A 25,837-nucleotide genomic window follows, 5' to 3' on the forward strand; every position below is an offset into this window, starting at 1 on the left:
TGAAATCCATACTTTCCAAACCAGGTCTTAAGAAAGCTCGTAAAGCATCACAATTATCAAAACGTTAATCAACACGCTTATATCAACGTTTACAGACATTTAAGAAATTTCTCTTGGATGTCTTTTTTTGTCTAGCTAAATTTTACAAATTGGGCAATTTAGGTTACTCAATAATATAAAAAAGATAAAAATTTAAAGTTCGAATTTTAATTTTAAAAAAAGTAATTATTATTGAATATCTGTTCAAACATTTTTTCTTTTCTAAGGTTAATATAAGTATATATACTTTAAAAAAGGAAGTCAAACATCTTGCTCATAGATTTTTGCATTTTTAAAAAATACATTTTGTCATATAATAATGTGGAAAATTGACGGATTCCTTAAATAATCATATAATATGAAAATGTAAACCCTTACATACTATTCTACTTATACTTGATAAAATGCAAGTTCTTGAGGATCTATAAATATATAGACACTCTTCTATTTATAAAGTGAAATAAAGAATCACGGAGAAAGTTTATGGATATTAAAGAGACATTCAACCAGCTAGACAATACAAAATTTAATGATTTCAATAATCGCCTTGAAGGTTTTGAGAAACTTTTTAAAGACAAATATTATTTTACCCATCCCGAAGATTTTAGCTCAATCTTTAGCATTTTGGTAAAGTATGGAAAAAGTACAAGTAAATATATTTTATCGAAAGGAGAGATATATGAGTGAAATAGTTATTAATGCTCAGAATTTATCTAAAAATTTTTATAATTTTGATTCAAGACTCCCATTTATCAAGAGATTTTTGAAACGTAATCAAATAACGATTCGAGCTGTTCAAGATATTAGTTTTACGATTAAGAGAGGGAGTATAGTTGGCTTTATTGGGAGTAATGGAGCTGGTAAATCCACAACGATTAAAATGTTGACTGGGACTCTTTATCCTAGTTCCGGAAAATTAGAAGTGAATGGAGAAATTCCATTTAAAAGAAGTATAAATTTTAGAAAAAAAATTTCAATAGTAGTAGGAAATAAATTACAGTTATTTCAAGATGTTTCGGCTATGGATTATTTTCAATTGATTGGTACTTTATATGAGGTAGAACCGGCGATTTTACAAGAACGAATTCAGGAATTAAGCAATTTGTTGAATGTAAAAGATCAGCTTTACCAGCAGGTCCGGACCCTCTCTCTTGGACAAAAAATGAAAATGGAGTTTATCGCGGCATCTTTAACAAGTCCGGAAATATTATTTTTAGACGAGCCTACTATAGGGTTAGATATACAGTCTAAAAAAGATATCAGAACATTTTTAAAGAAAATGAATGAAGAATGTCATACTACTATTATTTTAACGAGTCATGATATGGATGATATTTCGTCTGTTTGTGACGAATTAATCGTCATTGACAAAGGAAAAATTATTTTGCAGGAGTCAATGGATGTTATTTTATCTAAATTTTCTGATTTTAAATATTTAAAGATAAAAATGACATTAGATTTGGTACCAGAGTTATGCTCTGTTAAAGGAGTAGTAGTCATTTCTCAAACAAAATCGGAATGTATACTAAAAATACCTAGAGATTTTGTCTTTGAGACATTAGAATCAATCAATAAGCTTGTAGATATAGAAGATTTTGAAATATCAAATCTTTCTTTAGAAGAAATTATTTTACAAAACTATTTTACAAAAAAGGAGCACAATTGAAAAAAGAAATGTCTATTATTCTGATATCATTTCGATCTATTTTGAACTATAAATCAAGTGTACTATTGTTAATGTTACAGGCAAGTATACAAATTATGATATCAGTATTTTTATGGACGTATATATATCAGAGTAACCAGATAAATATAGCAGGATATGATTTTACCTCAATGGTTCAATACTATTTGGGGACTATAATTTTTTCATATTTTGTTTTTTATCCAGTTGATTGGGAAATCAATGACGATGTTCATTCAGGAAATTTTTTTAGCATATTAATAAAACCTGTTACTTTTTATAAGTATTATTTTTGTAAAATGCTTGGAGATAGGCTTGCTCATTTATTATTTATCATCATTCCTGTCATTTTATTCTCCAGTGTTTATTACAAGAATGAGTTATTAACCATTGAAATTCTTATTTTAGGAAGTATTGCAATTATTCTATCTATGGTTCTATGGTTTTTAATATCATGTTGTGTAGGTATGCTTTCTTTTTGGTTAGAAAATATATTTTTTGTCCTTACTGTTAAAGAAATAGTAATTCAGTTTTTATCAGGAATATTATTGCCTTTAAGTTTTTTTTCAAATAATTTTCGTCTGTTTTTAGATGTATTACCTTTTAAATACTTAGTATATGAACCGCTTCAGATGTTTAGTAATGATACATATAAATTAATAGACTATTTGAGAATTATTTGTATTCAATTGATTTGGTGCATCATTTTTTATATTATATCAAGATTCATATTGAGAAAAGGAGTGGAGCACTTCTCAAATGTGGGAGGATAAAATGTTTAGAATAAAAGTAATTTTTAGGCTACTTCATTTTGGTTTTAAATCTGATATGAATTTTCATTTTGACTTCTTTTGTGGTCTATTTTCGTCGATACTGTGGATTGGTTTACCTATTGTATTTTTTAGATTGATTTTCTTAAACATAGACTCTTTTAATGGTTGGGACTATTATCAAATTTTATTTTTGGTAGGTTCCTACACTATTGTAGATGGAGTTATGATGGGATTGTTAATTAGAAGTATGGGAATTTTAGAATCAGATATTTTGAGTGGTAACTTGGATCAAATTTTATTGAGGCCGTTTGATACTCAGTTGTTCTATATTTTTAGATCATTTAATTTAGTTCAATTCGTGAATACTTTTTTTGGTCTTGCGATCATTTTTATAAGTTATGGAAATTTAAATGTACATTTAAATTCATTAAAAATATTATTTTATATCCTTTCTTTAATGTGTGGTTGTATTATATATTATTCAATTTGGTTTCTAATAACGATTAGTTCATTTTGGTTCCCAACTAAATTTTCAAAAGTAGATGTATTTTTGAATTATATTGGAATTTCTAAGTATCCATATAATATTTTTACAGGTATTAACAGATTGATCACTATGTTATTTGTTCCCAATTTATTAATTGCCAATCCTGCAGTATTAATATTTTTAGGGAAAGATACATTGAACCTATTTTTCTATCAAATAGTTTTTACAGTTTTTTTGATTATTATCAGTCGTACAATTTTTAGAAAAGGATTGAAAAAATATGAAAGTGCAGGAAGATAAACAATGTTGTTCAGTTATATGTTTGACTAAAGGAAGTGATTCGCTGTACTTTGTTTTGTGGTCATTGAAACATCAGATAATTATAAACTATAATTTAAAGAATAGTATTATTAACTTATAGGTGCTAAGAAAAAATTTAAAGAAATTCCCTCATTCAATCAAACTTATTCATATTTTTTAAAATAAGAAAATAGTTGGATTTTGATGATGGTTGATATAAAGCTAAACTGAAAGTACCTGAAATCCAACTGTGTCAAACCAGGTCATACGATCTGTGAGAAAAAGAACACATAACAAAAAGAGGAGCTTCACAATAAAGTTCCTCTTCTTTTATATATCCGAATCATTATTCTTATTTCAAAAAAGGTAGTGAAAAAGGTAGTGATTCGGTTGATTTATATTGCAATGTAGTGAAATTTAGAATTTCAAGAATCGCTTAAAATCAAGGTTTCTAACATCTATTGACGTGTAGTGAACCCCTATTTCACTTCTGTAAACACAACGTGTTTGCGAAGTTTTGGTGAGTATTTCTTCAATTGAAGACGGTCTGGAGTGTTACGTTTGTTTTTAGAAGTAAGGTACAAGCGTTCACCAGATTCTTTGTGTTCAAGTGTAATATTTACGCGCATGGTATCTCCCTTCTATTATTCAGCTGATGCAGCTTTAGCGATCTTACGTCCTTTGTAGTATCCTTTAAGTGATACACGGTGTGAACGTGAGTAATCTCCAGTTGCTTCGTCAAAGTTTACAGATGGAGCTGTTACTTTGTAGTGCGTACGACGTTTGTTTTTCTTCGCTTTTGATGTGCGACGTGCAGGTACTGCCATTTCGTTTTTCTCCTTTTAAGATATAAATTCAATTAGGTTTGATTTTCATCAACTGTAACAGTATAACAAAACTTTTTTGTAAAGTAAAGTTACTTGACAAAAAAATTGAAATTTTTGAAAGAAACTTTTCTGTTGTCTGTTTCTCCAAAGTCCATGCCTATCTTTGTGGCCTCTTTTATGCTATAATGGTAAAAAATGGAACGAGAGGAATGACATGACAGAATTAGACAAACGCCATCGTAGTAGTGTCTATGATAGCATGGTAAAATCTCCCAACCGTGCCATGCTTCGCGCGACGGGAATGACCGATGAAAGTTTTGAAAAGCCAATTGTCGGAGTGATTTCGACATGGGCGGAAAATACCCCTTGTAACATCCACCTGCATGATTTTGGAAAATTGGCCAAAGAAGGTGTGAAAGATGCAGGTGCTTGGCCGGTTCAATTTGGGACCATTACGGTTGCGGACGGGATCGCTATGGGGACTCCAGGAATGCGCTTCTCCTTGACTTCTCGTGATATCATTGCGGATTCTATCGAAGCTGCTATGGGTGGTCACAACGTCGATGCCTTTGTAGCCATCGGGGGCTGTGATAAGAACATGCCTGGTTCGATGATTGCCATTGCCAATATGGATATCCCTGCGATCTTTGCTTATGGTGGGACTATTGCACCGGGAAAACTTGATGGGAAAGATATCGACTTGGTTTCTGTTTTCGAAGGGATCGGGAAATGGAACCATGGTGACATGACTGCTGAAGAAGTGAAGCAACTGGAATGTAATGCCTGCCCTGGCCCTGGTGGCTGTGGTGGGATGTATACGGCCAACACCATGGCGACAGCGATCGAAGTCCTTGGGTTGAGCTTGCCAGGTTCCTCTTCTCACCCTGCTGAATCAGCTGATAAAAAAGCCGATATCGAAGAAGCAGGCCGTGCAGTTGTCAAAATGCTGGAAATGGGACTGAAGCCATCTGACATCTTGACCCGTGAAGCCTTTGAAGATGCGATTACAGTGACCATGGCGCTTGGTGGTTCTACCAATGCCACTCTGCACTTGCTTGCGATCGCTCATGCGGCCAATGTGGACTTGACACTTGAGGACTTCAACGATTTCCAAGAGCGCGTGCCTCACTTGGCGGACTTGAAGCCTTCGGGGAAATATGTCTTCCAAGACCTTTATAATGTTGGTGGTGTGCCAGCTGTCATGAAATACCTTCTTAAGAATGGTTTCCTTCATGGGGATCGCATCACCTGTACTGGTAAAACGGTAGCTGAGAACTTGGAAGCCTTTGCTGATTTGACACCAGGTCAAAAGGTTATCATGCCGCTTGAAAATCCTAAACGTGCCGATGGTCCATTGATCATCCTGAAAGGGAACTTGGCTCCAGAAGGGGCGGTTGCCAAAGTATCAGGTGTGAAAGTTCGTAACATCACGGGTCCTGCTAAGGTCTTTGACTCAGAAGAAGCTGCCATTGAAGCCGTTCTTTCAGACGAAATCGTGGATGGCGATGTTGTCGTTGTCCGTTTCGTAGGTCCTAAGGGTGGTCCTGGTATGCCGGAAATGCTGTCCTTGTCATCTATGATCGTTGGGAAAGGCCAAGGGGACAAGGTAGCCCTTTTGACAGACGGTCGCTTCTCAGGTGGGACTTATGGTCTCGTTGTTGGTCACATTGCGCCTGAAGCTCAGGTTGGTGGCCCAATTGCTTACCTCCACACAGGGGACATGGTGACGGTTGACCAAGATACCAAAGAAATCACCATGCACGTTTCAGACGAAGAGTTAGCAAAACGGAAAGCTGAAACAACCTTGCCGCCACTGTATAGTCGTGGGGTTTTAGGTAAATACGCTCATATCGTGTCTTCAGCATCACGTGGTGCTGTAACCGACTTTTGGAATATGGAACAGTCTGGTAAACAGTAATTGCAAGGACGACTTTGTCCAAAGAGAGAGTGGGACAGAAATCGGAAATTCATTAGAATTCGATTTCGTCGTCCCACCTCCGCACAGTTGAGTAGGGCTGTAAAAGCTGATGAAATCAGTGTAGTAGAGCCCACTCAACCACTGCGTCTTGCTCGACAATCCAAAAATAATTGAGAGGCTAGGACTTTTGTCCCAGCCTCTTTTTTGGCTCAAAGTCGCTATTTTTAACCCTGTCGCTGAAGCGTATGAATATTACTTTTTGGGGGATTTGAGTGTATCATCTGTCATTTTTCTTGTAAATCCGTCTATAATTTGCTATAATTGTGACTAATCGAATCAATCCTTTAATACTGTCCAGAGAGGCAGGCAAGGAGCTATGGAAATGAAAGGCCTGGGAAGACCAGCCTATATTTTGTGTATCTCCTTGTTGTGGGGGATTTTTTTGTATAGTTGAAAAGTGGTTTGATCAAAAAAGAAATCGTCGATGATGGAAGCAGGGATTGTGTCCTAACGATTTGGTCATCGAAGGTAGACGTTTTTGTTCAGCCATAGCTTGTCGCATCTTAATTTTAGGAGGTTTTTACGATCGTGAATGACGTTAAATATGATGTGAATGATATGCCAAAACCTGGTTTATTGATTGGTTTATCTTTCCAGCATTTGTTTGCCATGTTTGGGGCGACAGTGTTGGTGCCGATTTTGGTTGGGATTGATCCTGCCATTGCTTTGTTCTCATCTGGTTTGGGGACCTTGGCTCACTTGACCGTTACCAAGTATAAGATTCCAGCCTACATGGGATCTAGTTTTGCTTATATTGCTGCTATGCAGATGTTGATGAAGACTGATGGAATCGCAGCAGTTGCCCAAGGTGCCATGGCGGGCGGTTTGGTCTACTTGTTTGTAGCTCTGATTGTTAAGCATGCGGGTAAAGATTGGATTAATAAGGTCCTTCCACCAATCGTGGTTGGTCCCATTATCATGGTAATTGGTTTGAGTCTTGCGAAGAATGCCGTCACTGATGCGACAACCTTAAATAATAGCTACAGCGGCTATGCTCTATTGATTTCGATGGTGACCCTCTTTGCGGTTATCCTATTTAACATGTATGGCAAGAAGATTGTCGGTGTCGTCCCAATTTTACTTGGATTAATTGTGGGCTATATTTTCTCATTGGCTCTTGGTTTGATGACAGGACATAGTTTTGTCAATTTCTCAGAGGTAAGTGCGGCGCATTGGATTCAAGTTCCAAACTTTGACATTCCATTTGTGGATTATAGTTTTAAGCTCTATCCAAGTGCGATTTTGACCATGGCTCCGATTGCCTTTGTGACCATGACGGAACATTTTGGCCACCTCATGGTTTTAAATAGTTTGACTGAGCGTGATTACTTCAAGGATCCAGGGCTTGACCATACGCTTACTGGTGATGGCTTGGCACAGATTATTGCTGGATTCTTTGGAGCTCCTCCGGTAACCTCTTATGGGGAAAACATTGGGGTTATGGCCCTTAGTAAGGTCTACTCAGTTTACGTTATTTCAGGTGCAGCAGTGATTGCGGTTGTCATGAGCTTTATTGGGAAGCTATCAGCACTCTTGCACTCTATTCCAACTCCTGTATTGGGAGGTTTGTCTATTGCCCTCTTTGGGGTTATCGCTGCTAGCGGTTTGAAAATTTTAGTTGAACATAAGATTAATTTTGATAATAAAAAGAATCTCTTGATTGCAAGTGTGATCTTGGTATCAGGGATCGGTGGTTTGATGATTGACCTCGGTGGTCTTCAAATCACTGGTGTCGCAACGTCAACCATTCTTGGAATTGTGTTGTATCAAATCCTTCCAGAACCAAAAGCTGACCAGGCTTAGACCATTCTGGTAGTGAAAAAGTTTGAATGGATTTAAACATTATAAAAAACGAGGAACAAACTCTGATGGCAGAGCTGGTGTTCCTCGTTTTTTTATTGTGGATCGGATTTCCAAAGAGGCCTTCCTTTATTAGTTGATTGCGTTTATTAAATGGTAATGATTGTTATCGTGGTGGAAGACCAAGGGCGATGCGCCCGTATCGGCTGATTCGTGTAATTTTCCAAGCGGGTGACCAAGTTACTTCAACCTTGACATCTTCGATCCCCTCGATTTCTTTTAGGCGAGCGACGATTTCGATCGGAAGGCTCTCAGCACAGCTACAAGCCGTATCGGTAAAGGTCATAACCACCTTGCAAGTGCCGGCTTCATCTAGATGGATCTCGTAGATCAGTCCTAGGTTATAGACATCTAACTCAACATCGGTATCAAATACAAGCTCCAATTTTTCGATTAACGACTTCTCTAGTGCCAGGGCGCGGTCATTGATTTTGATATCCTCTCTCATCGCAAGATCCTTTCAGTGTAGTATGGCTTCCATTTTCTCATAATTCGGCTGATAAGGCAAGAAGAGAAAGAGGTTTTGAACATGTCGATCGAAGGAAATTCGATCCAGCCTCCATTTCTCTTCGAATTTGTGGTAAAATAGAGGCAAAAGTAAGACAAAGGATGAAGGCTATGAAATTACAAAAACCAAAAGGGACCCAGGATATCCTTCCCGGCGATTCAGCGAAATGGCAATATGTAGAAGGCTTTGCACGCAAGGTCTTTGCGCGATACAATTATGATGAAATCCGCACACCGATCTTCGAACATTATGAAGTCATCAGTCGTTCAGTAGGGGATACGACGGATATTGTTACCAAAGAAATGTATGATTTCTATGACAAGGGAGACCGTCATATCACGCTTCGTCCAGAAGGAACAGCTCCTGTTGTCCGCTCGTATGTAGAAAATAAACTCTTTGCGCCTGAGGTACAAAAACCAAGTAAGTTCTATTACATAGGCCCAATGTTCCGCTACGAACGTCCTCAAGCAGGTCGTTTGCGTCAATTCCACCAAATTGGGGTAGAATGCTTTGGATCGAGCAATCCTGCAACGGATGTCGAAACCATTGCCATGGCAGCGCAATTCCTGAAAGAACTAGGAATTGACAATGTAACCTTGCACTTGAACACCTTGGGAAGCCCTGCTAGTCGTCAGGCTTATCGTCAAGCCTTGATTGATTACCTCTTGCCAATGAAGGATCAATTGTCTAAGGACAGCCAACGTCGCTTAGAAGAAAATCCGCTTCGTGTCTTGGATTCAAAAGAAAAAGAAGACAAGGCGGCGGTTGAACAGGCTCCTTCCATCCTAGACTATCTTGATGAAGAAAGCCAAGCGCATTTTGATGCGGTTCGTCGGATGTTAGAAGACTTGGGGGTAGCCTATGTCATCGATACCAATATGGTGCGTGGCTTGGATTACTACAACCACACGATTTTTGAGTTCATTACAGAAATTGAAGGCAATGAATTGACAGTCTGTGCAGGTGGTCGCTATGATGGGTTGGTGGAATACTTCGGTGGCCCTGCGACAGCTGGTTTTGGATTTGGGATTGGTCTGGAACGGATTCTTCTCGTTCTTGAAAAGAAAGGCATTGCATTACCGATCGAAACAGGATTAGATGCTTATATTGCCGTTCTAGGAGATGAGGCCAATGAAGCAGCGCTTAGCTTGGTTCAAGCCCTTCGAATCCAAGGTTTCAAGGCAGAACGTGACTATCTTGGACGTAAGCTCAAGGCACAATTTAAGTCAGCAGATGTCTTTGCGGCCAAAACCTTGATTACCTTAGGAAGCAGTGAGGTTGAAAGCGGTCAAGTCACTGTGAAAAACAACCAAACTCGTCAAGAAGTAACGGTAGCTCTTGAAAGCTTGAAGAAAGACTTCCCATCTGTTTTAGCAGAGTTGGGATTGGCTTGATCGAACGGGAAAGACAAGGGTAAACAAGATTTATCTGGGAGTAGGGGCAAAATGGTTGCTCCTGCTCTCTTTTATCTTGATTCTGTTTGCCGACCTTTGCCAAGATTTGGCGAAAAGCCGTTAAATTTTCTGACATTTATGATATAATGAGAAGACTACTAGTAAAGGAATGAAACAGTCATGACATTAGTTTACCAATCAACACGAGACGAAAAAAATACTGTAACAGCTAGTCAAGCCATCCTTCAAGGTTTGGCAACAGATGGCGGCTTGTTTACTCCGGTCTCTTATCCTCAAGTGGAGCTAGATTTTAACACCCTCAAAGACGCTTCTTACCAAGAAGTGGCCAAGCTTGTCTTGTCAGCCTTCTTGGATGACTTCACAGCAGAAGAGTTGGACTACTGTATTTCTCATGCCTATGACAGCAAGTTTGATACTCCAGCCATTGCTCCGCTTGTCAAACTTGATGGTCAATACAACGTGGAACTTTTCCACGGTTCAACCATAGCCTTTAAAGATATGGCTTTGTCGATCTTGCCTTACTTTATGACGACAGCAGCTAAAAAGCACGGTTTGGAAAATAAAATTGTCATCTTGACGGCGACTTCTGGAGATACTGGGAAAGCTGCCATGGCAGGATTTGCGGATGTTCCAGGTACTGAAATTATCGTCTTTTATCCAAAAGACGGTGTCAGCAAGGTACAAGAGTTGCAAATGACCACTCAGACTGGGGACAATACCCATGTGATCGCTATCGATGGAAACTTTGACGATGCCCAAACGAATGTCAAACATATGTTCAACGATGTTGAACTACGTGAAAAATTGGCAGCCAACAAGTTACAATTTTCATCAGCTAACTCTATGAATATCGGCCGTTTGGTACCTCAAATTGTTTATTACGTATATGCCTATGCGCAATTGGTCAAGACAGGTCAAATCACAGCTGGAGAAAAAGTCAACTTCACTGTTCCAACAGGGAACTTTGGAAATATCTTGGCAGCTTTCTATGCCAAACAAATCGGTCTTCCAGTTGGAAAATTGATCTGTGCGTCAAATGAAAACAATGTCTTGACAGACTTCTTCAAAACACATGTCTATGATAAGAAACGTGAGTTCAAGGTGACCACCAGTCCATCGATGGATATCTTGGTCTCTTCAAACTTGGAACGCTTGATCTTCCACTTGGTAGGCAATGATGCTACAAAGACCAAAGAGTTGATGGAAAGCCTCGTTGCAACAGGTCAATACCAATTGTCCAACTTTGATGAAGAAATCTTAGATTTGTTTGCGGCTGCATACGCAGATGAAGCAGAAACTGCTGCAGAGATCAAGCGGGTCTATGAAGCGTCTGATTACATCGAAGACCCTCATACAGCTGTAGCATCAGCCGTTTATCAAAAATACCTTAGCCAAACAGGGGATGCTGCTAAAACAGTCATTGCCTCTACAGCCAGTCCTTATAAATTCCCAGTTGTGGCAGTAGAAGCGGTGACGGGCGAGACAGGTCTAGGCGATTTCGAAGCCTTGGCCAGATTGCACACCCTCTCAGGTGTTCCTGTGCCACCGGCCGTAGACGGTCTTGAAACTGCGCCGGTTCGCCATCGTACAAGCGTAGCTGCTAAAGACATGCAAGCAGCCGTAGAAGACTACTTGGGACTGTAATTCTCCCTATTAGAAAGATCAAAAGAGCCGTTTGGCTCTTTTATATACTCATGAATTCATACAAAAAAATCTTAAACATTGCCCTTCCTGCCATGGGTGAAAATTTCTTACAAATGCTGATGGGCATGGTGGACTCTTATTTAGTGGCTCACCTGGGCTTGGTTGCCATTTCAGGTGTTTCTGTCGCAGGAAACATCATCACCATCTATCAGGCCATCTTTTTGGCACTGGGTGCGGCAGTTGCCAGTGTCATGTCCAAAAGTTTGGGTGAAAAAAATCAAGACAACATTGCCTACCATGCGACAGAGTCCCTAAAGGTGACCTTGTTGTTGAGTGCTCTCTTAGGAGGGGCTTCGCTGATATTTGGACGCCAGATGATTTCGCTGTTGGGAACGGAAGCTGCAGTCGCCGAAAGTGGGGGGATTTACCTTTCCTTGGTCGGCGGGACCATTGTTCTCTTAGGCTTGATGACGACCCTGGGCTCGCTGGTTCGGGTAGCCAACAATCCACGTATTCCCATGTATGTCAGCTTGTTGACCAATGTTTTAAATGCTCTATTCTCCTCTGTGGCTATTTTCCTTTTTGGTTGGGGCATTGTCGGAGCAGCTTTGGGGACTGTGCTAGCCCGTCTGGTTGGCGTTATCCTCTTGTGGCAAAAGGTCCAGTTGCCCTTTGCCCCCCTACGTTGGGGATTGGATCGTAAGCTCTTGAATTTAGCGCTTCCAGCTGCTGGAGAGCGGCTGATGATGCGAGCTGGAGATGTGGTGATCATTGCGATCGTGGTTGCTTTTGGGACTGAGGCAGTCGCCGGAAATGCCATCGGAGAAACCTTGACCCAGTTTAACTACATGCCGGTGTTTGGAGTGGCCACAGCGACAGTCATGCTCGTAGCACGAAGCCTCGGTGAAGGGGATTTTGAGCAGATTGACCGCCTTCGAAAGCAGTCTTACTGGCTGTCCTTTGTATTGATGTTGCCCATTGCCTTGGGTATCTTTTTCGGGGGCACCCTTCTGACCCATCTCTACACACAAGATGCGAAAGCGGTAGAAGCTAGCCTTTCGGTTGTCCTCTTTTCTTTGTTAGGAACACCCTTTACAGCAGGAACAGTCATCTATACTGCTGTTTGGCAAGGCTTGGGAAATGGGAAACTTCCATTTTATGCAACGACCATTGGCATGTGGGTCATTCGAATTGGAGCCGGTTATCTGCTTGGAGTAACCCTTGGCTTTGGCCTTCCAGGGGTCTGGACGGGGACGCTGCTGGACAATGGTTTCCGTTGGCTGTTTTTGAGTCAACTTTATAGACGAAAAGTAGGAGAGAGAACATGACAAAACGAGCTTTTATTTGGGATTTGGATGGGACCTTGCTGGATTCCTATGATGCTATTTTAGCAGGTCTTGAGGAGACCTATGCAACTTATCAGCTTCCGTTTGACCGAGCCAGCATTAAAGACTACATCTTGAAGCATTCGGTTCAAGATCTTTTAGTAGCCGTGGCGGAGGAGTATCATCTGGATGTGACCGACTTGAATCATCGCCGAGCAGAAAGTCTAGCGGAGAAAAATGCCCAGGTCCTTCTGATGGATGGGGCGCGTGATGTCCTATCCTGGGGACAAGAAGCTGGAATTGAGCAGTTTGTCTATACCCATAAGGGAGAGAATGCCTTTGTCATCCTACGGGATTTGGGTTTGGAATCTTTTTTTACAGAGATTTTGACCAGTCAAAGTGGTTTTGCCCGCAAGCCTGACCCAGAAGCTGCTATGTATCTGATGGAGAAGTACGGGTTGGAGCCAGAAAATACCTACTATATTGGGGATCGGAGCCTGGATATTGACTTTGCAAGAAATAGCCAGATTCAGAGTATTAATTTCTTGACGTCTGACTATCAAGGCAATCATCAGATGAACACCTTACTAGATATCCCAGGTATTTTAAACGCTGAAAAGAATCTGTAAAGAATTTGTTTTCATTTTGAAATAAAGTCGTAAGCTTTCTTTAAGAAATGTCCGCTATAATAGAAGCATAAACAAAGACCTCCTAACTTTGTTTAGAAAAATCCTAAAACTTTTCTTTTTCATAATAATCTCCCTAAGAGTCGCCCAATCAGGCGGCTTTTTTTGTGCGCAAGAATAGTGTAAGCTCTTTTTCTTGCCAGGAGATGAGAAATGGTTTATGATTGACAAGTCAATTATTGATTTATCAAAAAGAAATTGGAGAAGGAATATGGCAGAAATAAATGATTTGCTCTACCAACTACGCTTGGCAGATCAAACAACTACGCAACTCTTTGAAAAGCGCCTAGGGATTAGCTTAACACGTTATCAAATTTTGCAGGATTTATTAGAACAAGCACCTTGCAATCAGATCGCGGTTCAGGAGCGCTTGCGGATTGATCCAGCTGCTTTAACGCGGCATTTCAAAATTTTAGAAAAGGAAGGATTTGTCCATCGGAGTCGAAATCCAAAGAACCAGCGGGAAATCTTAATTCATTTGACGGATACGGCCTATAATCGTTTGGTCAAACATCCCCCTCGCCATCATGTGGCGGTGAAAGAACAGATGAGTCGGATTTTGACCACTCAAGAACAAGAGCAATTTTCTTACCTGCTGGACAAATTAGTATCTGGCATTGAACAAATAACAGTCGAATAAAAAGGAGAATCTACGATGTCATTACTGACGATTATTTTAGCAAGTCTTGCTGCACTGGAGCATCTATATATTTTTTATTTGGAGAGCATCAGAACCACATCTGATACCACAAGTCGGGTTTTCAACATGGATAAAGAAGAACTCGCTCGCCCATCTGTGACCTCTTTATTTAAGAATCAAGGAATATACAATGCCTTGATTGGTGCCTTCCTCTTGTATGGATTGTTTGTCTCTAAAAATAGTGAAGTTGTTACAATTTTTGTTCTCTTTATTATTGGAGCTGCTACCTACGGTGCGATGACAGCCAATAAAAAGATTATCTTGACCCAAGGTGGTTCTGCAATTTTGGCTTTGTTGAGTATTCTCTTTTTAGGATAAAAAGGACGGGCCACTAGGGCTCTTTAAGCTGATTTTATTAAATAAGTGTAGAAAAAAGTATAAAAAAAGACTAAAAATTTTATTGACTTTCTAAGAAAAAGGGTTATAATGGTAGCAACAGAAAAGTAATGAGTCGGCTATTTTCAGGGAGCTTGTGGGAATTGTGAACAAGCAATAGCGACTGATGAAAATTGGACTGTTATGATCAATGAATTCTAACCCATGTGAATTCGGTTGGCACCCCTTACCGTGCAACTCCTTGATAGAGGAGATAGAGATGTAGGGAAAGACCAGCTATTTTTCCCTATAAAAGAGGTGGCACCGCGGACACTACGCCCTCACACAGTTTTTGTGTGAGGGCTTTTCTATGTGCCTTAGCAAGCGGGCACATTGATCCCAAAGCGAGAATAGAGCGATGGGATACCCTTGATCGCCTTAGCAAGCGAAGCGGGGGTCAGTTGAATTCATTAGAACAGAAGGGTTTTAGAAGAGAGGTTTCTGATATGAAAAAAGTTTTATCTGCTGATGTGTTGAGTCCAATTTTGGCTTATATGCGTTTGGATGCGCCCCATAAAATGATCTTGGAGTCGATCCCTCGCGAAAAAGAGAATGCGCGTTTTTCAATTATAGCCTATCGGCCAGTCAGTGAAGTCAAGTTTGAACATGGTGTCCTCTATTACAATGATCAAATTGTCGAAGAGGATCCTTTGGACTTTTTGAATCGCATCACGGTCAAAACGAAAACTTCTGAAGAGCTTCCTTTTAACGGTGGGGCGATTGGATTTGTCGGCTATGACTTGATTGGCCTCTATGAGAACATTGGTTCCATTCCTGAAGATACGATCGGCACACCAGATCTTCACTTTTTCTTATATGAGAGCTATGTGATTTTTGACCACAAAAAGGAAAAGGTCTATGTGGTGGAAGAGAACCTCTATAGTGGACGGAGTGAAGCAGAGCAAGCGTCGAGCTTGGAGCAAGTATTAGCACAGTTGGCAAGACCTGCAAAAGAAGAGTTTCAGGACAAGGATCTGCATGCACTTCATTTCCACAATCATTTGGAGCAAAAAGAGTTTGAGGAAATGGTGGCCCTAGCGCGGGACTATATTCGAAAAGGGGATATGTTCCAATGCGTGCTTAGTCAACGTTTTTCAGCTGATTTTTCAGGTAAACCATTGGATTATTACCGCAATTTGCGCGTGACCAACCCTTCGAATTATCTCTACTTTTATGATTTTGGGGAGTACCAAATTATTGGTGCCAGTCCAGAAAGTCTAGTGTCGGTCAAGGATCGAGTGGTGACAACTAATCCCATTGCGGGCACACGTCCCAGAGGGATCGATGAAGAGGCTGATCGGCAATTGGCAGCTGATTTGGCAGGGGATCCAAAAGAAGTCGCAGAACACCGGATGTTGGTGGATCTAGGGCGAAATGATATTGGTCGTATCGCTCAAAATGGGTCAGTTGAAGTGACCAAATATATGGAAGTGGAATTCTTCCGTTATGTCATGCACCTGACGAGTGTGGTCAAGGGGCAATTACTTCCTGGACTAGCCTCCATTGAGGCTCTGAAGGCAACCCTTCCAGCTGGAACCGTTTCGGGTGCTCCCAAGATTCGAGCTATGAAGCGAATCTATGAGGCAGAAAAAGAGAAACGAGGCGTCTATGCGGGGGCTATTGGCTATCTCTCTGTGACGGGGGATCTCGATTTTGCTATTGCGATTCGAACCATGATCCTCAAAAATAAGAAGGCTTATGTGCAGGCCGGAGCAGGAATCGTTTATGATTCGATCGCTGAAAATGAATACCAAGAAACCGTCAATAAGGCAAAATCGATGACAAGGATTGGAGAAGAAGGATGATTTTATTAGTCGATAATTACGATTCATTTACCTATAATTTAGCACAGTATATCGGAAAATTTGATGAGGTCCAGGTGCTTCGAAATGATGATCCGGATCTGTACCAAGTTGCCCAAGAAGCAGATGCCTTGGTCTTTTCTCCAGGTCCAGGTTGGCCAAAGGATGCGGGCAAGATGGAGGAGATGATCCGAGATTTCGCGGGGGTCAAACCAATCTTGGGGATCTGCTTGGGGCATCAAGCGATTGCGGAAGTTTTTGGAGGGCGTTTGGGATTGGCGCCACAGGTCATGCATGGCAAACAAAGCCAGATCCAGCTAGAAGCTCCCTCTCCTCTATACGCGGGTGTCGCAAAAGAAGTCCCAGTCATGCGTTACCATTCGCTGACGATTGAAGACATGCCAGAGGATTTTGTCATTACCTCTCGGACGACGGATGATCAAGCCATTATGGGAATTCAACACCGCAGCTTACCGATTTATGGTTTTCAATACCATCCAGAAAGTATCGGGACGCCAGATGGGCTCAAGACCATCGAAAATTTTGTCAAACTAGTCAAGGAGCGGAAGATGAAACAAGTGCTTGCAAAAGTGGCGGAAGGAATGGATCTAACCAGTGCAGAGTTAGAAGCTGCTATGGAGGAAGTCGTTGCTGGTCGTGCTTCAGAAGCCCAGGTGACGGCCCTTCTTCTAGGTCTCAAAATGAAGGGAGAAACGGTTGAAGAGCGGACGGCTATTGCAAAAGTGATGCAGGCTTATGCAGTCGCTATTCCTACAGAAGTTCAAGGAGCGATGGACAATTGTGGAACTGGGGGCGATCGTTCTTATAGTTTCAACATTTCAACAACAGCTGCCTTCGTCCTTGCTGGTGGTGGCATCAAGATGGCGAAACACGGAAATCGTTCGATCTCTTCTAAATCCGGTTCTGCGGATGTACTAGAAGCTCTAGGAATTAACCTTGATTTGGGTCCAGAAGACTTGGGACGAGTGTTTGAAAAGGCGGGAATTGTCTTCCTATTTGCCAAAAATCTGCATCCTGGCATGCGCTATATTATGCCCGCTCGCTTGGCGCTAGGGGTTCCAACGGTGATGAACTTAACCGGTCCTCTTATCAATCCGATTCCTCTAGAAACCCAGCTATTGGGAACCAGTCGTCCAGATATGCTGGAAAGTACGGCGGAGATTCTAAAGAATTTGGGAAGGAAACGCGCAGTGGTGGTGAGTGGTCCACAAGGTTTGGACGAGGCAGGCCTTGATGGAGAAACCCAGCTCGCTATTCTGGAAGATGGACAGGTTACTTTATCCAGTTTTCAACCAGAAGATATAGGAATGGAGCGCATTGAAATTGATCAAGTACGAGGTGGTGACGCCAAACGCAATGCGGAAATTTTGCTCAGCGTCTTGAAGAATGAAGCGAGTCCCTTCTTAGAGGTGACGGTCTTGAATGCTGGCCTTGGTTTTTATGCCAACGGCAAAGTAGATTCTATCAAGAAGGGGATTGCCTTGGCACGTGAAGTGATTGCCAGTGGGGCTGCCCTTGAGAAATTGAGATTATTACAGGAGTATCAAAAATGAGTCAAGAATTCTTGCCAAAGATTCTAAAGGAAAAGGCGCGTGAAGTGGCTGCGATGAAAGAAGAGGAACTCCAACCTTTGCGTGAGACCTACCGCTTGTATGATTACCTAAAGAGTCATCCAGAAAAGCTTCAGGTCATTGCGGAAGTGAAAAAGGCCAGCCCGAGTCTGGGAGATATTCATGTCGATGTGGATATCGTCGCGCAGGCTAAGACTTACGAAGAAAATGGGGCCGTGATGATTTCTGTCTTGACCGATGAAGTGTTTTTCAAGGGCAGTATCGAGTATCTCCGGAAAATATCTAGTCAAGTGCGTATTCCCACCCTCAATAAAGATTTTATTGTGGATGAAAAGCAAATAATTCGGGCACGAAACGCAGGGGCGACAGTGATCTTGTTGATAGTTGCAGCCTTATCAGAGACTCGTCTGCAAGAGCTCTATGAGTTTGCGACCCATCTTGGCCTGGAGGTCTTGGTGGAGACCCATAATCTGACAGAACTAGAGGTAGCTCACCGGATTGGGGCTCAGATCATCGGGGTCAATAATCGCAACTTGGTGACCTTTGAGACTGATCTTCATACTAGCCTGGAATTGGCGACCAATTTTGAACAAGAACCGGTTTACATCTCTGAGTCTGCTATTTTCGCAGCAGCAGACGCGCGCATGCTGGCTCCTTATTTTAATGGCATTCTCGTTGGGACAGCCCTCATGAAGGCAGACAATGTGGCTGAAAAAGTAAAGGAGTTGCAGATTGACAAAGGTTAAAATTTGCGGACTGTCCACTCCGGAAGCTGTCCAGACCGCTGTTGAAGCTGGTGCGGACTACATTGGTTTTGTCTTTGCACCAAGCAAACGGCAAGTCACGCTGGAGCAAGCTCGGCAGTTGGCTACAGGGATTCCAAAGGGGGTTCAAAAAGTCGGTGTTTTTGTATCACCACAAAGAGAAGAAGTGGAGCAGGCTTGCCAAGTTGTGGGATTGGATCTGATACAAGTGCATGGGCCGATAGATGATAATATCTTGCAAGACCTTCCCCAACAGACGATTCGCGCTGTTCAAGTGGGAAAAGACGCGACTCTTCCTGAGACCAGTGCCGATTATCTGCTCTTTGATGCTCCTGTAGCAGGAAGTGGGAGGACCTTTGACTGGAAAGAGCTCGAAAGTCAAAACTTCACAAAGCCCTTCTTTATTGCAGGAGGCTTGACGGAAGATAATGTAGCAGATGCTATTTGCTTCTTTCATCCTTATGCGGTGGATGTATCCAGTGGGGTCGAGACAAATGGAATAAAAGATCAAGAAAAGATAAAACGATTTATAGAAAGGGTCAAGCATGGCATATAAACAACCAGATCAAAACGGATTTTACGGGCGGTTCGGGGGACGATTTGTCCCTGAAACCTTGATGACAGCAGTTTTAGAATTAGAAGAAGCCTACAGAGAAAGTCAAGCAGATCCTTCTTTTCAAGCAGAATTGGATCAGCTTCTGAAACAATATGTCGGTCGGGAAACACCGCTCTATTACGCTAAGAATCTAACCAAGTATGTCGGTGGAGCCAAGATTTTTCTTAAAAGAGAAGACCTCAACCACACAGGGGCTCATAAAATTAATAATGCTCTAGGACAAGTTTTATTGGCACACCGGATGGGCAAAAAGAAGATCATCGCAGAAACAGGGGCCGGACAGCACGGTGTTGCAACGGCAACGGCTGCTGCTTTATTTGATATGGAATGCACCATCTACATGGGAGAAGAAGATGTCAAACGCCAAGCCCTCAATGTCTTTCGGATGGAGTTATTGGGCGCCAAGGTTCAATCAGTAACAGATGGGTCACGTGTTCTCAAGGATGCGGTCAATGCTGCTCTTAGAGCCTGGGTAGCAAATGTGGAGGATACCCACTATATCATGGGTTCTGCTCTAGGACCTCACCCATTCCCAGAGATTGTCCGTAATTTTCAAAGTGTCATCGGTCGAGAAGCTAAACGCCAATTTGCAGAGCAAAATGACGGTGCGCTACCAGATGCAGTCTTAGCCTGTGTAGGAGGCGGATCGAACGCCATTGGGCTCTTTTATCCTTTTGTTGAGGATCCCTCTGTTGCCATGTATGGGGCAGAAGCTGCTGGGCTTGGGGTAGATACAGACCAGCATGCAGCAACCTTGACCAAGGGGCGTCCGGGAGTCCTTCACGGCGCCTTGATGGATGTGTTACAGGATGCTCATGGACAGATTTTAGAAGCCTTCTCGATTTCAGCAGGTCTCGATTACCCAGGAATTGGGCCAGAGCATTCTTATTTCCATGAGATCAAGCGGGCAACCTATGTGCCTGTGACAGACCAAGAAGCCCTAGAAGCTTTTCAGTTGCTTTCAAAAGTAGAAGGAATCATTCCAGCTCTGGAATCGAGCCATGCTATTGCCTATGCGGTGAAATTGGCTAAGGAAATGGGGCCTGAAAAATCTATGATCGTTTGCTTATCAGGTCGTGGGGATAAAGATGTGGTACAAGTCAAAGACCGCCTAGAACAAGAGAGAGGAGAGTAAGATGGGAAAGACCTTAACAGAGCATTTACAAAAGCTGAAAGACCAGCAGCAAGGGATCTTTGTTCCTTATATCATGGCAGGAGATCATGAAAAAGGCTTGGCAGGTTTGCAGGAAACCATCCAATTTTTGGAGGATCTTGGTGTCTCAGCTATTGAGGTTGGCATTCCTTTTTCAGATCCGGTGGCAGATGGCCCTGTGATTGAAGAGGCGGGGCTACGAAGTTTAGCCCATGGGACGACGACACAGGAACTGGTACAAACGATCCAGCGTCTGGAGACAAGTGTTCCTTTGGTCATCATGACCTATTTCAACCCCTTGTTCCAATATGGGCTTGAAAACTTCTTTAGAGATGTAGAAGGAACAGCGGTCAAGGGAGTGATTATTCCGGATCTTCCTCATGAGCATGCAGATCTGGTAGAGCCTCTCTTAGTGGATAAAGACATCGCTTTGGTGCCGCTAGTGAGCTTAACCACAGGAATCGAGCGTCAGAAGAAATTGATCCATGATGCAGAAGGATTTATCTATGCCGTTGCTGTCAATGGAGTGACGGGGAAAGCTGGTAGCTATCGAGATGACTTGGACCATCACTTGGCCCAATTACACGAAATAGCGTCCATTCCTGTTTTAACAGGTTTTGGAGTTTCCAGCATGGAGGATGTTCACCGTTTCAACAAGGTCTCAGATGGCGTTATTGTGGGGTCCAAAATCGTTAAGGCTCTCCACCAAGGGGAGACAGACGCCATCGCTCGTTTTATTTCTCAAGCAGTGAAGGGCTAGAAGCTTCATTTCATTCATCATCAGCTTGATTCTCCTAGATCAAGCTCTTTGTCTACTATTTTAAACATTCCCCTCGTTTGTCTTTACAAACGAGGGTTTCTCGTTACAATAGAGGTAGTAACAAGAAAAGAGGAGAAGAGAATGATAAGCCTTGAAGAGATTGATCAAGTTGTCCAGTCAGGTCCTTTTGAACCAAGCTGGGACTCTCTTAGCTATCAAGTCTGTCCAGATTGGTATTGGGATGCCAAATTTGGAATATTTATCCACTGGGGCGTCTATAGTGTACCTGCTTTCGGTTCGGAATGGTATTCGCGAAATATGTATATCCAAGGGAATCCTTGCTATGACTATCATCGAGAGCATTTTGGAGACCAGGCTAGCTTTGGTTACAAGGATCTCATTCCTCTATTTACAGCCGATCAATTTGATCCGGCATCTTGGCTGGATCTCTTTCAAAAAGCGGGAGCTCAGTATCTTTTCCCAGTTGCGGAGCACCACGATGGTTTTCAAATGTACGCCTCTACTCTCTCGCCTTATAATAGCTTAGAAATGGGGCCGAGACGAGATGTCTTAGGGGAGCTGAGGGAGGAAGCAGAAAAACGTGGCCTGCACTTCTGTACGTCCTCTCACCGGGCAGAACACCAGTTTTTCTTTTCACATGGCAAGGAATTCACTAGTGACATTTCGCAAGAAGTCCCAAGAAACAGTCTTTATTGGCCAGCGGAGCCAGAGCCCAAGGATCATTTTGATCTGACTTCTAAGCCTTATCCAAGCAAAGAATTCTTGGAAGATTGGCTGTTGCGAACCTGTGAACTGGTGCGGGACTACCAACCAGAGCTCCTATATTTTGACTGGTGGATCCAGCATGAGAGTTTCCGTCCCTACTTGATGCGCTTTTTGGCTTATTATTACAATCTAGCAGCACAAGAGGATCGCAAGGTGGCTGTTTGTTACAAACAGGATGCCCTCCCTTTCGGTTCAGGAATCGTTGAGATGGAGCGGGGAGGATACGGAGAGACGCAAGCCTTTCCGTGGCAAATGGATACCGCGATTGCCCGTAATTCTTGGTGCTATACCCAGGATCTAGCCTACAAGACCAGTAAGGAATTGCTACAAAATTTAGTTGATGTTGTGGCCAAAAATGGCAATCTTCTGCTCAATATTGGACCCAAGGCAGATGGAACCATCCCTGAGCAAGACCAAGACATCCTCACAGAGATCGGGGACTGGCTGGCGGTAAATGGAGAAGCCATTTATCAGAGTCGGCCTTGGCGGGTGTCATCAGACGGACCGACCGGGGCCCGGGAAGGTTCCTTCTCAGACGGGCAAGCGCCACTCTATACCAGCCGAGATTTCCGCTATACCATGCGTGATGGCTTTCTTTATGCTATCCAGCTGGAACCAAGTGGAAGGACGGAAGAGTTGACCTTGCCGTCTCTCGCCTATGACCTCAAGCAACCGAGAATCCTTCATGCGCGCATTCAAAAGCTAGAGCTCCTTGGAGAAAGCCAGCCCCTTTCTTGGAGCCAAGATGAGACAGGGCTCCATCTTCAGTTACCAGCTTGCAGCAAAAAACAACCGCGTGTTTTGCGCATCAGCTTTTAGTTTTCTTGAAGCTTTCTATAAGGAATCGTTTAGGTTTCTCTAGTATACTGTACTCATCCAATAAGAAATGAGGTACAGAAAATGAAAATCTCAGTCAATTATCCAAAACGCTTTAAGAAATTGCCACAACAAGGTTCTTGTTACGGCGAATAAACACTTCTCTTCATTTTCATAAGAAACTCCTAAAGAAGGCTCTACCCGAAAGGGTAGAGTTTTTATGTACCAGAGACCTTGTGATTCGTGGTATAATAAGCCTATGGAAAAAAAGAATACATTACTACTCATCGACGGGTCTTCCGTCGCTTTTCGTGCCTTTTTCGCACTTTACAATCAAATTGATCGCTTCAAAAATGCCAATGGTCTGCATACCAATGCGGTCTATGGCTTTAACCTCATGTTGAGCCATCTATTGGAGCGCATCCAACCGACCCATGTCCTCGTTGCTTTTGATGCAGGAAAGACGACTTTTCGGACGGAGATGTATGCCGACTACAAAGGGGGCCGTGCAAAAACTCCGGATGAGTTCCGCGAGCAGTTTCCCTTCATTCGTGAGCAACTGGATCATTTGGGAATCCGCCATTATGAGCTAGCTCAGTATGAAGCGGATGATATTATTGGAACGCTGGATAAGATGGCAGAAACTACCTCGGTGCCATTTGATGTGACCATTGTCTCTGGGGACAAGGATTTGATCCAGCTGACGGATGACAATACGGTGGTTGAAATCTCCAAAAAAGGGGTAGCGGAGTTTGAGGAATTCACTCCAGCCTATTTGAAAGAAAAGATGGGACTGACACCAGAGCAATTTATCGACCTCAAGGCCTTGATGGGAGATAAATCGGATAATATCCCAGGTGTGACTAAGATCGGAGAAAAGACAGGGATCAAACTACTCCTAGAGTATGGCTCTCTCGATGGTATTTACGAGCATATCGATGAGATGAAGGCTTCTAAGATGAAGGAAAACCTCATCAATGACAAGGAGCAGGCCTACCTATCCAAGACTCTCGCAACCATTGATACCAATGCGCCTATTGAAATTGGACTTGACGATATCACCTATACGGGCCCTCATCTAGAAAATCTCGCCAAGTTTTATGAGGAGATGGGCTTCAAGCAACTCCGTCAGGCCTTGGATCTCAGTGGAGAAGAAGCAGCTCCTGTAGCCATTGACTATACAGAAGTCGAGCAAGTCACTTCAGATATGCTCACGGAAGATAGTTTCTTCCATTTTGAGATTTTTGGGGACAATTACCATACGGAACCCATCATCGGTTTTGCATGGGGGACCGAAGGTCAGCTCTACGCGAGTACGGATACTGGTCTTTTACAAACACCGATTTTCAAAGAATTTCTCGAAAAAACGCCCCTCAAGGTCTATGACTTCAAGCGGGCCAAGGTCTTGCTCAGCCACTTGGGCATTTCCCTTCAAAATCCCGCGTTTGACAGTCGATTGGCCAAGTATCTCTTGTCGACCGTAGAGGACAATGAAATTTCAACCATTGCGAGTCTCTATAGTCAGATTGCGCTGCCGCTGGACGAAGTCGTTTATGGCAAGGGAGCCAAAAGAGCTATCCCAGAAAAGGCGGTCCTATTAGAGCATTTGGCACGGAAAGTCGCTGTTCTACTGGATACCGAAGAGCCCATGGTAGAGCAGTTGCAGGCCCATGACCAACTAGATTTGCTCTATGATATGGAGCAACCGCTAGCAGCTGTTTTGGCCAAGATGGAAATCGCGGGGATCAAGGTAGAGCGTCAGACCCTAGAAGACATGCAGGTGGAAAACGAAGTGGTCTTGGAGCGCTTGACTCAAGAAATCTACGAGCTTGCAGGAGAAGAGTTTAATATCAATTCTCCAAAACAATTGGGCGTCATCCTCTTTGAAAAATTGGAACTCCCTCTTGAATATACTAAGAAGACCAAAACCGGCTACTCAACAGCCGTTGATGTCTTGGAACGCCTGGCTCCAATCGCCCCGATCGTGTCTAAGATTCTTGAATACCGCCAAATTGCTAAGATCCAGTCGACCTATGTCATCGGTCTTCAAGACTGGATTTTGGAAGATGGGAAGATCCATACCCGCTATGTACAGGATTTGACGCAGACAGGCCGTTTGTCCAGCGTGGATCCCAACCTGCAAAACATTCCTGTCCGTTTGGAACAAGGTCGTCTTATTCGTAAGGCCTTTGTCCCAGAAGAGGAAAACAGTGTCTTGCTGAGTTCGGACTATTCACAAATCGAACTGCGCGTCTTGGCCCATATTTCGGGAGATGAGCATTTGATTGACGCCTTTAAACATGGGGCAGATATCCATACATCGACTGCTATGCGAGTTTTCAATATTGCAAAACCTGAAGATGTGACGCCGAACGACCGTCGCAATGCAAAAGCAGTAAACTTCGGTGTGGTTTATGGAATTTCCGACTTTGGACTGTCTAACAACCTAGGGATCAGTCGAAAAGAAGCCAAGGCTTATATTGAGACCTACTTCGAACGCTACCCTGGCATCAAGGACTATATGGAGAGAGTGGTACGGGAAGCGCGTGATAAAGGCTATGTGGAGACTCTCTTCAAGCGTCGTCGGGAGATTCCAGATATCAATTCTCGCAACTTCAATGTTCGAGGCTTTGCGGAGCGGACAGCTATTAACTCACCGATCCAAGGATCTGCAGCAGACATCTTGAAAATTGCCATGATCCACTTGGACCAAGCGCTAGAAAGAGGAGCATACAAGACCAAGATGCTTCTTCAAGTGCATGATGAAATCGTTCTGCAAGTGCCAAGTGATGAACTGGCAGCGATCAAAGAACTTGTCAAAGAGACCATGGAATCCGCTATTGAACTTGCAGTACCACTGGAAGCTGATGAGAACGAAGGCAAAACATGGTATGAAGCCAAATAAGATTAAGTTTGTTCAAAACAGAAAGCGGTAGGAAACTTTTCA

Annotated in this window: 23 protein-coding genes and 1 pseudogene; 21 read left to right on the forward strand and 3 right to left on the reverse strand. The window is 42.6% G+C overall.

Annotated features, from left to right (window positions below; all coding sequences use genetic code 11):
• Positions 1-522: 522 nt before the first annotated feature.
• From LIZ08_RS07640 to LIZ08_RS07655, 4 genes are read left to right on the forward strand one after another with little or no spacing between them, the layout of a single operon-like run.
• The gene (locus LIZ08_RS07640; RefSeq protein WP_003010127.1) at positions 523-726 is read left to right on the forward strand and encodes a hypothetical protein; all 204 of its coding nucleotides are present in this window, start codon (positions 523-525) and stop codon (positions 724-726) included.
• Positions 719-1,705 (forward strand): ATP-binding cassette domain-containing protein, encoded by a 987-nt coding sequence (locus tag LIZ08_RS07645; protein ID WP_003010129.1) that lies wholly within the window; start codon positions 719-721, stop codon positions 1,703-1,705. Before LIZ08_RS07640 ends, LIZ08_RS07645 begins: the two co-directional genes overlap by 8 nt.
• Positions 1,702-2,496: an ABC transporter permease gene (locus LIZ08_RS07650; protein WP_003013825.1), complete on the forward strand. Its 795-nt coding sequence runs from the start codon at positions 1,702-1,704 to the stop codon at positions 2,494-2,496. Before LIZ08_RS07645 ends, LIZ08_RS07650 begins: the two co-directional genes overlap by 4 nt.
• A 1-nt stretch (position 2,497) precedes the next feature.
• Entirely contained in the window at positions 2,498-3,283 is a 786-nt protein-coding gene (locus LIZ08_RS07655; protein ID WP_003013947.1) for an ABC transporter permease, read from the forward strand.
• 479 nt (positions 3,284-3,762) lie between these two features.
• Here the strand turns inward: LIZ08_RS07655 and rpmG are convergent, their stop codons facing one another.
• Both rpmG and rpmF read right to left on the reverse strand, forming a co-directional pair.
• The gene (rpmG, locus tag LIZ08_RS07660) at positions 3,763-3,912 is read right to left on the reverse strand and encodes a 50S ribosomal protein L33 (protein WP_001265622.1); all 150 of its coding nucleotides are present in this window, start codon (positions 3,910-3,912) and stop codon (positions 3,763-3,765) included.
• 15 nt (positions 3,913-3,927) lie between these two features.
• On the reverse strand, positions 3,928-4,110 hold the full coding sequence (gene rpmF, locus LIZ08_RS07665) for a 50S ribosomal protein L32 (protein ID WP_003009516.1): 183 nt from the start codon (positions 4,108-4,110) through the stop codon (positions 3,928-3,930).
• A 214-nt stretch (positions 4,111-4,324) separates the two neighbouring features.
• On the opposite strand from rpmF, the gene ilvD reads away from it, so the two are divergent.
• On the forward strand, positions 4,325-6,028 hold the full coding sequence (ilvD, locus tag LIZ08_RS07670) for a dihydroxy-acid dehydratase (protein WP_227038617.1): 1,704 nt from the start codon (positions 4,325-4,327) through the stop codon (positions 6,026-6,028).
• Positions 6,029-6,616: 588 nt separating this feature from the next.
• Positions 6,617-7,891 carry a uracil-xanthine permease family protein gene (locus tag LIZ08_RS07675; RefSeq protein ID WP_227038618.1) on the forward strand — a complete coding sequence of 425 codons (1,275 nt, stop codon included), beginning with the start codon at positions 6,617-6,619 and terminating at the stop codon, positions 7,889-7,891.
• Between the two features lie 163 nt (positions 7,892-8,054).
• Here LIZ08_RS07675 and LIZ08_RS07680 read toward each other — a convergent pair whose 3' ends face one another.
• Positions 8,055-8,396, reverse strand: a complete 342-nt coding sequence (locus tag LIZ08_RS07680) for a metal-sulfur cluster assembly factor (RefSeq protein WP_013904437.1) — start codon at positions 8,394-8,396, stop codon at positions 8,055-8,057.
• Between the two features lie 170 nt (positions 8,397-8,566).
• On the opposite strand from LIZ08_RS07680, the gene hisS reads away from it, so the two are divergent.
• From hisS to polA, 15 genes and pseudogenes are all read left to right on the forward strand, one after another.
• Positions 8,567-9,850: a histidine--tRNA ligase gene (gene hisS, locus LIZ08_RS07685; protein ID WP_070506109.1), complete on the forward strand. Its 1,284-nt coding sequence runs from the start codon at positions 8,567-8,569 to the stop codon at positions 9,848-9,850.
• A 180-nt stretch (positions 9,851-10,030) separates the two neighbouring features.
• Positions 10,031-11,515, forward strand: coding sequence for a threonine synthase (gene thrC / locus LIZ08_RS07690; protein ID WP_223346016.1), 1,485 nt, complete (start codon positions 10,031-10,033; stop codon positions 11,513-11,515).
• Between the two features lie 50 nt (positions 11,516-11,565).
• A complete protein-coding gene (locus tag LIZ08_RS07695) occupies positions 11,566-12,843 on the forward strand; it encodes an MATE family efflux transporter (protein ID WP_045760149.1) in 1,278 nt (425 codons plus the stop codon).
• Entirely contained in the window at positions 12,840-13,469 is a 630-nt protein-coding gene (locus LIZ08_RS07700; RefSeq protein WP_223346019.1) for an HAD-IA family hydrolase, read from the forward strand. The genes LIZ08_RS07695 and LIZ08_RS07700 overlap by 4 nt, the downstream gene beginning before the upstream one ends.
• A gap of 268 nt (positions 13,470-13,737) precedes the next feature.
• On the forward strand, positions 13,738-14,166 hold the full coding sequence (locus LIZ08_RS07705) for a MarR family winged helix-turn-helix transcriptional regulator (protein ID WP_223346021.1): 429 nt from the start codon (positions 13,738-13,740) through the stop codon (positions 14,164-14,166).
• Positions 14,167-14,181: 15 nt separating this feature from the next.
• The gene (locus tag LIZ08_RS07710) at positions 14,182-14,544 is read left to right on the forward strand and encodes a DUF1304 domain-containing protein (protein ID WP_223346023.1); all 363 of its coding nucleotides are present in this window, start codon (positions 14,182-14,184) and stop codon (positions 14,542-14,544) included.
• Positions 14,545-15,047: 503 nt separating this feature from the next.
• Positions 15,048-16,406 (forward strand): anthranilate synthase component I, encoded by a 1,359-nt coding sequence (trpE, locus tag LIZ08_RS07715; protein WP_227038619.1) that lies wholly within the window; start codon positions 15,048-15,050, stop codon positions 16,404-16,406.
• Positions 16,403-16,963: pseudogene (locus tag LIZ08_RS10395) on the forward strand (aminodeoxychorismate/anthranilate synthase component II); the annotation flags it as partial. The gene trpE and the pseudogene LIZ08_RS10395, both read left to right, overlap by 4 nt.
• 9 nt (positions 16,964-16,972) lie before the next feature.
• Entirely contained in the window at positions 16,973-17,977 is a 1,005-nt protein-coding gene (gene trpD / locus LIZ08_RS10400) for an anthranilate phosphoribosyltransferase (RefSeq protein ID WP_049472517.1), read from the forward strand.
• Entirely contained in the window at positions 17,974-18,741 is a 768-nt protein-coding gene (gene trpC / locus LIZ08_RS07725; RefSeq protein WP_227038621.1) for an indole-3-glycerol phosphate synthase TrpC, read from the forward strand. Before trpD ends, trpC begins: the two co-directional genes overlap by 4 nt.
• Positions 18,728-19,315 (forward strand): phosphoribosylanthranilate isomerase, encoded by a 588-nt coding sequence (locus tag LIZ08_RS07730; RefSeq protein ID WP_227038622.1) that lies wholly within the window; start codon positions 18,728-18,730, stop codon positions 19,313-19,315. The genes trpC and LIZ08_RS07730 overlap by 14 nt, the downstream gene beginning before the upstream one ends.
• A complete protein-coding gene (gene trpB, locus LIZ08_RS07735) occupies positions 19,305-20,510 on the forward strand; it encodes a tryptophan synthase subunit beta (protein ID WP_227038623.1) in 1,206 nt (401 codons plus the stop codon). The genes LIZ08_RS07730 and trpB overlap by 11 nt, the downstream gene beginning before the upstream one ends.
• A gap of 1 nt (position 20,511) precedes the next feature.
• Positions 20,512-21,288: a tryptophan synthase subunit alpha gene (gene trpA / locus LIZ08_RS07740; protein WP_227038624.1), complete on the forward strand. Its 777-nt coding sequence runs from the start codon at positions 20,512-20,514 to the stop codon at positions 21,286-21,288.
• 141 nt (positions 21,289-21,429) lie between these two features.
• The gene (locus LIZ08_RS07745) at positions 21,430-22,893 is read left to right on the forward strand and encodes an alpha-L-fucosidase (RefSeq protein WP_227038625.1); all 1,464 of its coding nucleotides are present in this window, start codon (positions 21,430-21,432) and stop codon (positions 22,891-22,893) included.
• 256 nt (positions 22,894-23,149) lie between these two features.
• Positions 23,150-25,795 carry a DNA polymerase I gene (polA, locus tag LIZ08_RS07750; RefSeq protein ID WP_227038626.1) on the forward strand — a complete coding sequence of 882 codons (2,646 nt, stop codon included), beginning with the start codon at positions 23,150-23,152 and terminating at the stop codon, positions 25,793-25,795.
• Positions 25,796-25,837 lie beyond the last annotated feature (42 nt).

Source organism: Streptococcus sp. 210928-DFI.4.42 (genome assembly GCF_020554365.1).
GTDB lineage: Bacteria > Bacillota > Bacilli > Lactobacillales > Streptococcaceae > Streptococcus > Streptococcus parasanguinis_S.